Origin of the sequence: Bacillus sp. B1(2022) (genome assembly GCF_040259625.1) — a bacterium.
In the GTDB taxonomy this organism is placed as follows: domain Bacteria; phylum Bacillota; class Bacilli; order Bacillales; family Bacillaceae; genus Bacillus; species Bacillus velezensis.
Genome location: NZ_JANIFO010000002.1, coordinates 353,112 through 365,504, shown reverse-complemented (window position 1 = coordinate 365,504; position 12,393 = coordinate 353,112). Strand labels below are relative to the sequence as shown.

The following is a 12,393-nucleotide window of genomic DNA, read 5'->3' as shown; positions in this document are numbered from 1 at the left end:
AACTATAGAATTAATGCGTGTAGGTTATGAAGAAAGGGGAGAAGGAGAAAATGGAGCTTCATCAAATTGACAACTTCATTGCGGCGGCAGCTCATCAGCATTTCACAAATGCGGCAAAAGAAAGAATGATTTCTCAGCCGGCATTAAGCCGATCGATTATCAGGCTCGAAGAAGAATTAGGCGCGCCGTTATTTTACAGAGAGACAAAAGCCGTCCGGCTGACAAGGCACGGAGAGCAGTTCTTAATAAAAGCAAAACAAGCGAGACGAGCTTTAAATGAAGGCGTTGAACAAGTGAAAAAGAATATGAGCCTGGAGCACGGCGAAATATCTGTATCTTTTCTTCATACGCTCGGGCTGCGCTTAATGCCTCAGCTGATTGCCGAATTTAAAAAGCTATACCCAAACGTGACCTTCCGGCTTTATCAAGGCGCAAATGAAACGCTTCGCAAAATGGTGGAAACGGGAGATGCGGATATCTGTCTCAGCTCCCCGCCGCTTCCCAGCGAGCTTTTACAATGGACAGTGCTGGAGAAAGAGCCTCTTTATGCGGTGCTACCTGAGAACCACCCGCTTGCAGGAAATAAAAGCATTCAAATGAAAGAGATGCAGGACGAGGATTTTGTGGGTTTTAAACCGGGATACGGGCTGAGGTATATGTTTGATCTGATGTGCCGGGATTTGAATATACACCCGCATCTCGCATTTGAAGGAGAGGAAGTGTCAACCATATTAGGGCTGACCGCCGCGGGTCTGGGGGCTGCAGTGCTGCCGAAAACCGCGGAGCATTCATACTTTCCGGTCGTTTTTCTACCGGTTGCAGATTACCAATGCGAACGCACCATAGCGCTAGCCCAGCTGAAAAACCATGCTCTTTCTCCCGCTGCTGAGCGTTTTAAACAGTTTGCACTTGAGTATTACAAAGCACGCAACTGAGCGGTCATTTTATTAAAATCGAAGTTGAAAATAAAGCAGAAAGAAATACAGAAAACGGAGGAAAACCATGGCGAAAAAAACAGTGAAAACAAATGCTGTCCGTATCATTGAGCAGCAAAACATTCCCTATGAGCTATTAGGTTACAAAACAGAAGGGGGACAGCCCGCAGACGGTCTTTCCGTTTCACAAAAAATCGGATACGCTGCCGAATATGTTTATAAAACCTTAGTGGCATCTGCAGGTACTGATCGTTATTACGTCTTTGTCGTTCCCGTTGCAAAAGAACTGAATCTGAAAAAAGCTGCGAAGGCGGCAGGTGAGAAGAAAATAGAAATGATTGCCATGAAGGACCTTTTGGGAGTAACCGGCTATATGCGCGGCGGCTGCTCTCCGATCGGCATGAAAAAAAGGTTTCCGACTTTTATTGATAGATCCGCTGAAACACTGGAGTTTATGATTGTCAGTGCGGGGAAAATCGGAATGCAGCTGAAAGCAGCGCCTCAAGATTTAGCCGAAGCAAGCGGGGCGGTATTTACAGACATTGTATAAATGTCCGATGAATCTAATAGAACACGTGTCAAGGGAGAATGATAATGAAAAAAAGATATGAAAACTTGAATGGCGTGAAGAATGAACATGGATTCAGGGACATGTGGAAATGGATGAAAGAACGAAGAGAAAAAAGTAAAGACTTAAGCGAGAACATTCCGAAAGCGGTCACAAGGGATGTCCGTGATGTTGCCGTCAATCGGACGGAAACCGCCATAACTTGGATCGGCCATTCTTCATTTCTGATCCAAATACAGGGGCTTAACATAATGACCGACCCTGTATGGGCGCGGCGGATGGGTTTTCAAAAACGGCTGACAGAGCCGGGATATGAATTGAGCGAACTGCCTGACATTGATGCCGTGCTCATTTCACACGGGCATTATGATCATCTTGATTTTCCGAGTATAAAAAAACTGAGAGGAAACCCGGATTTTTACGTGCCTGCGGGATTGAAAAAGCTGTTCAACAAAAAAGGCCGCAAAAACGTTCATGAAATGAATTGGTGGGATCGTTTTGAGATGCGGGGGGTGAACATATCATTTGTTCCGGCCCAGCACTGGACACGGAGAACGCTTTGGGATACCGATACCTCTCATTGGGGAGGCTGGGTCATAGAAAGCAAAAACGGCGAGTCCATCTATTTTGCAGGAGATACAGGCTATTTTGAAGGCTTTAAAGAAATCGGAGAGAGGTTTCGTATTAATGCGGCGCTGATGCCGATCGGAGCATACGAACCGGAATGGTTTATGCAAGTGTCACATATCAATCCGGAAGACGCCGTAAAAGCGTTTTTGGAGCTGAAGGCTGACAGCTTCATTCCCATGCATTACGGGGCATTCCGGCTTGCTGATGATACAGGCCCGGAAGCATTAAGCAGACTGCACGGCGAGTGGGATCGGCTTGCATTACCTCCTGAAAACCTGAAAGCATTAGCGCTTGGCGAAACATTTTGGCTGTAACAGCAGGTTTTCGCTGCCGACACCAATCGTTTAAAAACGGTTGGTGTTTTGACGTCAATCAAAGGTGAATTGTCTCTGTATATAACATGATTTTTCCGGAACCTGCGGTAAAAAACAAAACTTTTTACTCTTTTGTTTCACTATAAAATGAAAACGGTTTCGTATGCGCAGTATATTTAACCTATCACAATTGCTCCAGCAGAAACGGACAGGAAGGATAGAAAAACAGATGAAATACATGAATTCAAGGCAGAAAAAGATTTTGTATCTGTTGTTATCTGAACCTGATGACTACTTAGTTGTGCAAGATTTCGCAGACAGGGTCCGCTGTTCTGAAAAAACGATCAGGAATGATTTGAAAACGATTGAAGATTTCCTGAATGAACATGCTCAAGCTCAGCTGATCCGCAAACCGGGATTAGGCGTCTATTTACATATATCTGAACAGGAAAGGTCACGGTTAAGCCGGCAAATTTATAATGAGCACTTTACGTGCGGGCACAAGACCGATGAAGAAAGAATACTTCACATCGCTTATGATTTATTAATGAATTCAAAGCCCGTTTCCGCAAAAGAAATTGCCGCACAGCATTTTGTAAACAGAGCTTCCATTAAAAAGGATGTAAGTGCGGTTGAGGAGTGGCTGAAGCGATTTGATCTCATACTGGTTTCTAAACAGCGGCTTGGCTTAAAGATTGAAGGGGACGAAAAAAACAAAAGAAAAGCATTGGCGCAAATTTCAGATTTGATTGATAATGCGGAATTTACAAGCCAATTTATAAAAAGTAAGTTTTTAAGTTATGAAGCGGACTTTGTGAGAAAAGAAATCAAGTTATTACAAAAAAACCATTCTATCTATTTTACGGATGAAACATTCGAAAGTTTGCTGCTGCATACATTGCTGACTATCCGCCGTATCAAAATGAAACAGCCGGTCACCATTTCTGCAAGACAGCTGGACGCGGTAAAAAAGAAGAAAGAATATGAATGGACACTGGCTTGTTTAAAACGGCTTGAGCCGGTATTTGCCATCCGGTTTCCTGAGGAAGAAGCCGTCTATTTAACTTTACATATAATAGGCGGGAAAGTCCGCTATCCATCGCAGCAAGAAAAGAAGCTTGATCTTGAAGATTCTGAGCTTTCCAAAGTCGTCAGGCATTTGATCAATCGTGTTTCAGAACTGCAAATGCTGGATTTTCATAAAGACCAGGAACTGATCAACGGATTGAACATTCATCTCGATCCGGTGTTGAAGCGGCTGAGCTATGATCTCTCTGTTTCAAACCCCATGCTTCACGACATCAAAAAAATGTACCCTTATTTGTTTCATCTTATCATTGACGTTTTAGAAGACATCAATCAAACATTTGATCTCTGTATTCCTGAAGAAGAGGCGGCCTATTTGACGCTGCATTTTCAGGCAGCGATCGAACGGCTGCGCCGAAGCAGTCATAACCCTAAAAGGACGATCATCGTCTGCCATATGGGCATTGGCATGTCACAATTGCTGCGGACTAAAATTGAACGCAAATTTCATCACATTACGGTAAAAGACTGTATCGCAAAAGCGGAGCTGACAGAGTATATCAAAAAGCATAAAGATATAGATTTCGTCATTTCTACGATAGGGCTTGGAAATGTAACGATCCCTCATATTGTCGTATCACCGCTTTTGGAGTCTGCTGATGAAAAGAAGCTCAGCGCATTTCTGCAACAGCTTGATATATCACATCGCCGGGAGCAAAAAACGTTTAAAATGCTGAACGACACGACTCCGTTTCTCGTTTTTTTACAGCAAGAGACAGAGCACCGTTATCAGGTCATTGAAAAGCTGGCGCAGGCTTTGTATGAAAAAGGCTATGTAGAAAAAGAGTATGGCATTCATGCAGTAATGAGAGAAAAAATGTCGGCGACAAATATCGGGGCGGGTATTGCCATCCCTCACGCGAACTCTAAATATATCAAACAATCAGCCATTGCAATCGCCACCTTAAAAGAGCCGATTGAATGGGGGACAGAAAAGGTGTCGCTCGTTTTTATGCTTGCAGTCAAACACGAAGATCAAAACAAGGTAAAGCAATTATTCAGTGAGCTTTCCTATCTTAGCGAGCAGCCGGCATTTATTCAAAAACTGACGGAAGAAAAAAATGTGATGACGTTTTTATCGTATTTAAACTATTAAAAGCAGGGAATGGCTCCCTGCTTTTTTTCTGTTTATAGGGAAAAATGCCGTTATTTCCGGAACTTATGGTAAAAAAACGCGCTTATCACAGGCTGATTTCAGTATAAAGTTGAGACAAGATCTTGAAATTCAGACTGCAAAGGAGGATTTATATGAAACTGTTAGCGATTACATCATGCCCGAACGGCATTGCCCATACGTATATGGCTGCTGAAAATTTACAAAAAGCAGCCGGCAGATTAGGCGTTGAGATCAAAGTGGAAACCCAGGGCGGAATCGGGGTGGAAAATAGGCTGACCGAAGAGGAAATCCGGGAAGCAGACGCAATCATTATCGCGGCGGACCGCTCGGTGAACAAAGACCGATTCGCGGGAAAAAAGCTGCTGGCCGTCGGGGTTCAGGAAGGCATCCGCAAACCGGAAGAATTAATTCAAAAAGCGCTTAGCGGTGAAGTGCCGGTCTATCAATCTGCTTCAAAAGCTGAATCCGCAAGTCAGCAGGGCAAAAAACAAAACCCGATTTACCGTCATTTAATGAACGGCGTTTCTTTTATGGTTCCTTTCATTGTCGTCGGCGGATTATTGATAGCGGTTGCATTGACGCTTGGAGGAGAAAAAACACCAAAGGGGTTAGTCATTCCGGACGAGTCTTTTTGGAAAACGATTGAACAGATCGGCAGTGCTTCTTTTTCATTCATGATCCCGATTTTAGCCGGGTACATCGCGTTCAGCATCGCTGATAAGCCGGGTCTTGTCCCCGGAATGATCGGCGGATATATTGCGGCATCCGGCAGCTTTTACGACAGTGCAAGCGGCGCAGGATTTCTTGGAGGAATCATTGCGGGATTTTTGGCGGGATATGCGGCGCTTGGAATCAAAAAATGTAAAGTTCCTAAAGCAATACAGCCGATTATGCCGATCATTATTATTCCGGTGTTTGCCTCACTGATCGTCGGTTTGGCGTTTGTATTTCTGATCGGCGCCCCCGTCGCTCATATTTTCGCATCATTAACGGTTTGGCTTGCGGGAATGAAAGGTTCGAGTTCAATTCTTCTGGCATTGATTTTAGGAGCGATGATCTCCTTTGATATGGGAGGACCCGTAAACAAGGTGGCCTTTCTTTTCGGATCGGCAATGATCGGAGAAGGAAATTATGAAATCATGGGCCCGATTGCCGTTTCCATTTGTATACCGCCGATAGGGCTTGGGATTGCAACGTTTTTAGGAAAAAGAAAATTCGCCGCCGCAGAAAAAGAAATGGGAAAAGCATCATTTACGATGGGCCTTTTCGGTATCACGGAAGGAGCCATTCCATTTGCGGCCCAAGACCCCCTTCGTGTGATCCCGAGTATTATGGCGGGTTCTATGACCGGATCGGTGATAGCGATGATCGGCCATGTGGGGGACAGAGTGGCACACGGCGGCCCCATCGTTGCTGTACTTGGAGCAGTAGATCATGTACTGATGTTTTTTATCGCTGTAACAGCAGGCTCTCTTGTCACCGCTCTGTTGGTTAATGTACTGAAGAAAGATATGGCGAAATCCCCCGCGCCCGGCGAGGTGCTGCCGTCTGACGCACCAAATGAAGCTGCAGCGGCAAAAGAAACAAAGGAACCATCTCAGGCTGACAGCCGAAAAGCCGGGATGACCGAAATCAAAAAACTGACTGACATTATCAGTACGGACTTGATTGAACCGCATTTATCCGGCGAAACGAGGGATGACATTATCGATGAAATGATCGCGAAAATGTCCCGTAAAGGTATGCTGCTGTCTGACAGCGGATTTAAGCAGGCCATTTTGAGCCGGGAACAGCAGGGAACCACGGCGATAGGTATGAATATCGCCATTCCGCACGGAAAGTCTGAAGCCGTCAAAACGCCGGGTGTCGCATTCGGAATAAGACGTTCGGGTGTTGACTGGAACAGCCTTGATGGTTCTGATGCAAAACTGATTTTTATGATTGCCGTACCGAAGGAAAGCGGCGGAAATCAGCATCTGAAAATATTGCAGATGTTATCCCGAAAACTGATGGATGACAGCTATCGGGAAAGGCTGCTCTCCGTTCAGACAAAAGAAGAGGCGTATGAGCTTCTGGAAGAAATCGAATAAAGCGGGGGATGATCATGTCTACTGAACCAATATTTTTCAATCCGGTTTTCAAAGAAAGAATTTGGGGAGGCGCTGCCCTGCGTGATTTTCACTATAATATTCCGTCCGAGCGGACAGGGGAGTGCTGGGCCTTCGCCGCTCATCAAAATGGACAGAGCACAGTTCGAAACGGCATGTATAAAGGATGTACGCTCGGTGAATTGTGGGAGCATCACAGAGATTTATTCGGAAACCTTGAAGGAGACCGTTTTCCTCTTCTTACAAAAATTTTGGACGCGGACCAAGACCTGTCCGTTCAGGTGCATCCGAATGATGACTTTGCCAAAATGCATGAAAACGGGGAACTTGGAAAAACCGAATGCTGGTATATCATTGATTGTGAAAAAGATGCGGAGATCATTTTCGGCCACAACGCAACAACAAAAGAAGAACTGATGTCCATGATTGAGCGGGGAGAATGGGACGGGCTCCTGAACAGAGTTAAGGTAATGCCGGGAGATTTCTTCTTTGTCCCAAGCGGCACCGTACACGCGATTGGAAAGGGCACACTTATTTTAGAGACGCAGCAAAATTCAGATACGACTTACAGATTGTATGACTACGGAAGAAAAGATGCGGACGGCAGGATGCGCGAGCTCCATTTGAAAAAAAGTATAGAAGTGATAGACGTTCCATCTGTCCGTGAACGGCCGACCGTTCAATATAAACAAACAGATGATTTGCTGGCAGCTGTTTTAATAGAATGTCCTTATTTTTCAGTCGAAAAGTGGGTTGTAAAAGGTGAAGCAAATCTATTCCAGCATCATCCCTTCCTTCTTGTCAGCGTGATCGAAGGAGACGGAATAATGATTGCAGGCGGGCATGAATATCCCTTTAGAAAAGGAGATCATATTCTCCTGCCTTCCGGTTTGGGAGAATATAAACTGGCAGGCCATGCAAATTGTATTGTGTCTCATCTGTGATCCTCAAAACCCTTCTCTGGCATCAGAGAAGGGTTTTACAAAAAGGGCGAAATCTCCAGTGTATCAGTGTTTTCGTTCCTGAATTTATTCTCTCAATTTGTATATCTCCCGAGCCATTGATTCAAGTATGTACATAGCGGGGATTTGGGTGGTGATATTCGCATTTTCAACCCATTCTTCCGTCACGTAATATGAAATATTCACATCGGACATTTTGGCAATGGTTGAATGTTTATGATTTGTAATACTGATGACCCGGCTGCCTTCTTGTTTCAGCTGATTCAGATGAGTCACCGTAGAATCTCCTTCACCTGAAACCGATAATGCGATTGTGATGCTGTTATGGCGGAAATGGGAATGGGCCGGAAAGTAAGGATCTTTAATATACATTGAAAGTTTCCCTAAGCACGAAAAATATCTGGCTCCGTATTCGGCGAGAATTCCTGAACTTCCCACTCCGATAAAAATAACGCTTTCTGCATCCGCCGCAAGGGCTGCTGCTTCCTTCAGCTTTTCTTCCATCCCTCCGCTTACTGTTCTTTCAAAAAATTCGGCAACGGAATGATGGGGACTCTTTAAAATCGTTTTTTTATTTGCCTCCGTATACATTTTCAGCTTCACCTTAAACTCCGAAAACCCTTCACAGTTTATTTTTTTGCAGAAACGTAAAATAGAAGCCGTAGATACATGGGTTTCATTTGCCAATTCACGGATTCGCATATAGACGACTTTCTCGCTGTTTTGGGAGATGTAGTTGTATAAAGAAGTTTCAAGCTCGTTAAATGAAGCAATCATTTCGTGTGTGAACATGCAGGGGGATTCTCCTTTTTATGAGAATGGTGAATGTACATCTAATCGTAACATATCATTTTTAAAAGAAACATAGTGTTATATTTATGTGACAAATCACTTTTTGTGTCATTCAAAACAAGACGTCAGCCAATGATTTACGGCGCAAAACAACTGCGGATATAATTCGTTCATACGCTTTATGCATGATCTCTTCAAGGGTCTCTGACAAAAGCGGCCGAAAAAAGGAGGACAATATGAGTATCAAACTGATAGCAGTTGATATGGACGGAACGTTTTTGAATGATGAAATGGCATATAACAAAGAGCGTTTTATGAATCAGTATCGTGAATTAAAATCGCGGGGGATTAAATTTGCCGTAGCAAGCGGAAACCAATATGCGCAGCTTACATCCTTCTTTCCGGAAATCAAAAGTGAAATCGCTTTCGTTGCTGAGAATGGCGCTTTCGTCGTGAATGCCGGAGAAGAATTATTCGCGGGTAACATGTCTGAAGACACTATAAAAGCAGTGATCCTTGCTTTAGAGCAGTATGAGGTGAAAAACGTCATTGTCTGCGGAAAAAAAAGCGCGTATATTCATGAAAATGCCGGTGAAGATGAATATCTGCATGCCAGTAAGTATTATTATGTGTTAAAAAGGGTGCCGCATTTTGAAAACATCGATGATGACATTTTGAAATTTTCCATCAGCTTTCCCGCCGAACATTGTTCCGCACTTCTGAGCTATTTAAAAAACGCAATCGGGTCTTTCGTTACGCCTGTATCAAGCGGGCACGGTGACATAGATCTGATCATACCGGGGCTTCATAAAGCGAGCGGGATTAAGCTTCTCCAGAAACAATGGGGGATGGGTGATGAAGAGTGTGCGGCCTTCGGAGACAGCGGCAATGATCTGGAGATGGTGTCCGCCGTGAAATACGGGGTCGCCATGGATAATGCGCAGGAAAGCATTAAACAGGCTGCCGCGCATATCACGCAATCAAACAATGAAGAAGGGGTCTTAAATGCGATTGATTCCATCCTCAAATGTGAAAAACCCTTTGTCTGAAAAAGACGTTTTAACTGCGGAGGTGCTGAACGATGATTAAATTAGTGATTACGGATTTAGACGGTACATTTTTAAATAATCAAGGCGATTTTGACAGAACGTTATTTGAAAAGACAAAACGAGTAATGGAGGAACAGCATGTCGCTTTCGCCCTCTGCACCGGGAAGCAGTGTGAAAGGGTGGAAGCCTTATTCGGAGAAGACGCGAACGATTTTTGGATTTTAGGAGACAGTGCCACACGTATAAAAAAGAACGGCAAATTCGTATATGAATCTTTGATCAGCAATGTAGCGGGACTGTCAATTATAGGCGCTTTAGAAAAAATCAGCTGCGGGCATAGCATTATCGCGTGCACAAAAAATGGCGCGATCGTAAAAGAAAATCTGTCTGAAAGTGAAATGAAATATGTAAATGCCTCTTATGCACATGTAACGAAAATAACTGATTTTACTGAGATAAAAGACGATTTTATCAAGATTACGGTTCATGATCCCGACGCCAACTGTCCGGAAACGAGAGAAAAGCTGCATGAATTTTTTCACCAATTATATATCGTAGCATCAGAGGATACCTGGATGGACATATCAAATATCGGAATACATAAAGGAACAACAGTACAAGAACTGCAGCGATTATTAGGGGTTTCGGCTGATGAAACAATGGCGTTCGGAAACGGCCGCAATGACAAAGAATTGATGGAAGCGGCATCCTACAGCTTTGCGGTTAAGAATGCCATTGACGAAATAAAAGATGCGGCGCACTTTGTCATCAAATCAAATGAGGAAAGCAGCGTCATGCACACGATTATGAGAATATTAGCGCTGCAAAAACAATGATGGGCTAAAATCAATGCGGCATGACTTACTAGGGATAGAAAAAGCGGGCTATCCTCAGACTTTAATTCACTCCTGATTTTTCTAAAATACGTTAAAAATGAATAAATATCTATATTTGACTCGATTGTATTGGTATAATATGTATAAAATGAATGAAGCGGTGTAATATCAAGATGAAAAAAATCACTTCATATCAGACAAAAAGCAGGAACTGCCTCGTTTTGAAATTGGGAGGTGTTTGTATTAGCCCGCTGTTGAGCCCCGCGTATATCATTCTTATTTTTCTTCCGACAGCTTCTTTTCTGTTAGGGATATTAGGGTATTTCATCTTTAAAAAAGTATGGATGATGGTTGTTATTGTCTTCATTTTGTCCTTGATATTCATGTTTATTGTAATAGGTGCCGAACCGACATTTTTCATTTGGGTGGCTATGATGACGGGGAGCTGTTTTGTCTCCGGTTCAATCACTAAGACGATATGGACTTTCGCAAAGAGAAAATATTAGACAGAAGAATCCTGTTTGAACAGCTATCCTTTTTTTGTCGATTGAAGAAAAAGAAGTATAGAGTTATCCGTTATGTTCTTATATTTTGTCTGTTGTTGTCAGATCGGGCTTTCTGTTAAAAATGTCTGTCTATCGTTTTGTTCTTTTTTAACTAAACGGAGCACTATAATTGAACTGTAGATACATAGAAAAACAAAAAAGGATAAGGAGGATTTTTATGTTTCAAACCTTAGACCATTTTTTGAAATCTTGGGAATTCGAAGCCGATGCGACACAAAAACTGCTGAATCATCTGACTGATGAATCACTTAAACAAGAAATCACTTCACAACATTGGACTTTAGGCCGTATTGCATGGCATACTGTCGCTGCCATTCACATCATTACCTCAAACACAGATTTAACGTTTCACGCTCCGGCTGAAGATTATCCTGTTCCTGCATCGGCGCGGTTTATTGCTGAGAGTTATCATCAAGCCAGTAAAGCATTTGTACAGGCGTTAAAAACGCAATGGACTGACGATACACTTCAAGAATGTGTCAACTTTATTGGTCAGCAATTGCCAAATGGTTCACTTTTGATGTTTTTAATTCAACATCAAAACCATCATCGAGGACAAATGACTGTCCTTATGAGACAAGCAGGTTTACCTGTTCCGGGTATTTACGGTCCGGCAAAAGAGGAATGGATTAAATTCGGTTTGGAAGCTCCGAAATAGGATATTGTTGTAAGGGCTCGAATGAATAGATGATACCAATCGATGTTGGTATCTTTTTTGTTTTTTAGAGTTATTAAACCGGTATCCATGACATGCAGACGAATCAACAGTTCAAAAGATGTAAATTAAGGTCAATAAATACAGAAAGGTGATTATGGTGATAACTAAAATGACGCGATTCAATATGAAAGACTTCAATAAACCAAACGAACCTTTCGTTGTTTCAGGGAGAATCATCCCTTCATTTGAGGGCAATGTTTGGACATATACAGAGGAGAAATTTGCTGAGCCTTATGTCAAAAAATATGACGATGAAGACATTGATGTCAGTTATATTGAAGAAGAGGATAAAGTTGTCTTTTTTTATTACGCAGAGAACGACTGTGTCGGCCGGAGCAAGCTTCGTTCTAATTGGAATGGATACGCACTGATTGAAGACATTGCCGTTGCAGAAGATTATAGAAAAAATGGTGTCGGGACGGCTTTATTACATAAAGCGATTGAGTGGGCAAAGGAGAATCATTTATGCGGTCTTATGCTTGAAACACAAGATATTAATGTTTCAGCTTGTCATTTTTATGCCAAAAATAACTTTGTCATAGGAGCGGTCGATACAATGCTTTATTCCAATTTTTCAACAGCAAATGAAATTGCGGTTTTTTGGTAATGTAAATTTTAGATGTTTCGTCATTTAGCGGGTGTGTGTCGCGAAGTATTCAAAACATCGGCTTGAGGATTTATAATAAGGTATATCAATCAATGCAGGGGGAGT

Annotated in this window: 12 protein-coding genes; 11 read left to right on the top strand and 1 reads right to left on the bottom strand. The window is 42.8% G+C overall.

Annotated elements, in window-relative coordinates; all coding sequences use genetic code 11:
- Positions 1-50: 50 nt before the first annotated feature.
- From NQS30_RS05555 to manA, 6 genes are all read left to right on the top strand, one after another.
- Positions 51-935, top strand: coding sequence for a LysR family transcriptional regulator (locus NQS30_RS05555; protein WP_015240269.1), 885 nt, complete (start codon positions 51-53; stop codon positions 933-935).
- Positions 936-1,002: 67 nt separating this feature from the next.
- Positions 1,003-1,485 (top strand): Cys-tRNA(Pro) deacylase, encoded by a 483-nt coding sequence (gene ybaK / locus NQS30_RS05550; RefSeq protein ID WP_012118054.1) that lies wholly within the window; start codon positions 1,003-1,005, stop codon positions 1,483-1,485.
- A 44-nt stretch (positions 1,486-1,529) separates the two neighbouring features.
- A complete protein-coding gene (locus tag NQS30_RS05545; RefSeq protein WP_163113671.1) occupies positions 1,530-2,447 on the top strand; it encodes an MBL fold metallo-hydrolase in 918 nt (305 codons plus the stop codon).
- A 229-nt stretch (positions 2,448-2,676) separates the two neighbouring features.
- Positions 2,677-4,629 (top strand): mannose transport/utilization transcriptional regulator ManR, encoded by a 1,953-nt coding sequence (gene manR, locus NQS30_RS05540; protein WP_167340765.1) that lies wholly within the window; start codon positions 2,677-2,679, stop codon positions 4,627-4,629.
- Between the two features lie 152 nt (positions 4,630-4,781).
- Positions 4,782-6,740 carry a fructose-specific PTS transporter subunit EIIC gene (locus NQS30_RS05535; RefSeq protein ID WP_218791302.1) on the top strand — a complete coding sequence of 653 codons (1,959 nt, stop codon included), beginning with the start codon at positions 4,782-4,784 and terminating at the stop codon, positions 6,738-6,740.
- A gap of 14 nt (positions 6,741-6,754) precedes the next feature.
- A complete protein-coding gene (gene manA, locus NQS30_RS05530) occupies positions 6,755-7,702 on the top strand; it encodes a mannose-6-phosphate isomerase, class I (protein ID WP_015240265.1) in 948 nt (315 codons plus the stop codon).
- Positions 7,703-7,786: 84 nt separating this feature from the next.
- On the opposite strand, the gene NQS30_RS05525 is transcribed toward manA, so the two are convergent.
- Positions 7,787-8,512, bottom strand: coding sequence for a MurR/RpiR family transcriptional regulator (locus tag NQS30_RS05525; protein ID WP_025285032.1), 726 nt, complete (start codon positions 8,510-8,512; stop codon positions 7,787-7,789).
- Between the two features lie 236 nt (positions 8,513-8,748).
- On the opposite strand from NQS30_RS05525, the gene NQS30_RS05520 reads away from it, so the two are divergent.
- The 5 genes from NQS30_RS05520 (at position 8,749) to satA (ending at position 12,288) form a co-directional block, all read left to right on the top strand.
- The gene (locus tag NQS30_RS05520) at positions 8,749-9,561 is read left to right on the top strand and encodes a Cof-type HAD-IIB family hydrolase (protein WP_100001556.1); all 813 of its coding nucleotides are present in this window, start codon (positions 8,749-8,751) and stop codon (positions 9,559-9,561) included.
- A gap of 32 nt (positions 9,562-9,593) precedes the next feature.
- Positions 9,594-10,397, top strand: coding sequence for an HAD-IIB family hydrolase (locus NQS30_RS05515; protein WP_218791301.1), 804 nt, complete (start codon positions 9,594-9,596; stop codon positions 10,395-10,397).
- A gap of 152 nt (positions 10,398-10,549) precedes the next feature.
- Entirely contained in the window at positions 10,550-10,903 is a 354-nt protein-coding gene (locus tag NQS30_RS05510; RefSeq protein WP_306430570.1) for a DUF2651 family protein, read from the top strand.
- 217 nt (positions 10,904-11,120) lie between these two features.
- Entirely contained in the window at positions 11,121-11,621 is a 501-nt protein-coding gene (locus NQS30_RS05505) for a DinB family protein (protein WP_218791300.1), read from the top strand.
- 157 nt (positions 11,622-11,778) lie between these two features.
- On the top strand, positions 11,779-12,288 hold the full coding sequence (satA, locus tag NQS30_RS05500) for a streptothricin N-acetyltransferase SatA (RefSeq protein ID WP_038456475.1): 510 nt from the start codon (positions 11,779-11,781) through the stop codon (positions 12,286-12,288).
- Positions 12,289-12,393: the final 105 nt, after the last annotated feature.

Coding starts and splice junctions, on each gene's coding strand:
- manA (WP_015240265.1), top strand. CDS start 6,755: ATGTCTACTGAACCAATATTTTTCAATCCGGTTTTCAAAGAAAGAATT.
- NQS30_RS05515 (WP_218791301.1), top strand. CDS start 9,594: ATGATTAAATTAGTGATTACGGATTTAGACGGTACATTTTTAAATAAT.
- NQS30_RS05525 (WP_025285032.1), bottom strand. CDS start 8,512: ATGTTCACACACGAAATGATTGCTTCATTTAACGAGCTTGAAACTTCT.
- NQS30_RS05555 (WP_015240269.1), top strand. CDS start 51: ATGGAGCTTCATCAAATTGACAACTTCATTGCGGCGGCAGCTCATCAG.
- NQS30_RS05510 (WP_306430570.1), top strand. CDS start 10,550: ATGAAGCGGTGTAATATCAAGATGAAAAAAATCACTTCATATCAGACA.
- NQS30_RS05505 (WP_218791300.1), top strand. CDS start 11,121: ATGTTTCAAACCTTAGACCATTTTTTGAAATCTTGGGAATTCGAAGCC.
- ybaK (WP_012118054.1), top strand. CDS start 1,003: ATGGCGAAAAAAACAGTGAAAACAAATGCTGTCCGTATCATTGAGCAG.
- manR (WP_167340765.1), top strand. CDS start 2,677: ATGAAATACATGAATTCAAGGCAGAAAAAGATTTTGTATCTGTTGTTA.
- NQS30_RS05520 (WP_100001556.1), top strand. CDS start 8,749: ATGAGTATCAAACTGATAGCAGTTGATATGGACGGAACGTTTTTGAAT.
- NQS30_RS05545 (WP_163113671.1), top strand. CDS start 1,530: ATGAAAAAAAGATATGAAAACTTGAATGGCGTGAAGAATGAACATGGA.
- NQS30_RS05535 (WP_218791302.1), top strand. CDS start 4,782: ATGAAACTGTTAGCGATTACATCATGCCCGAACGGCATTGCCCATACG.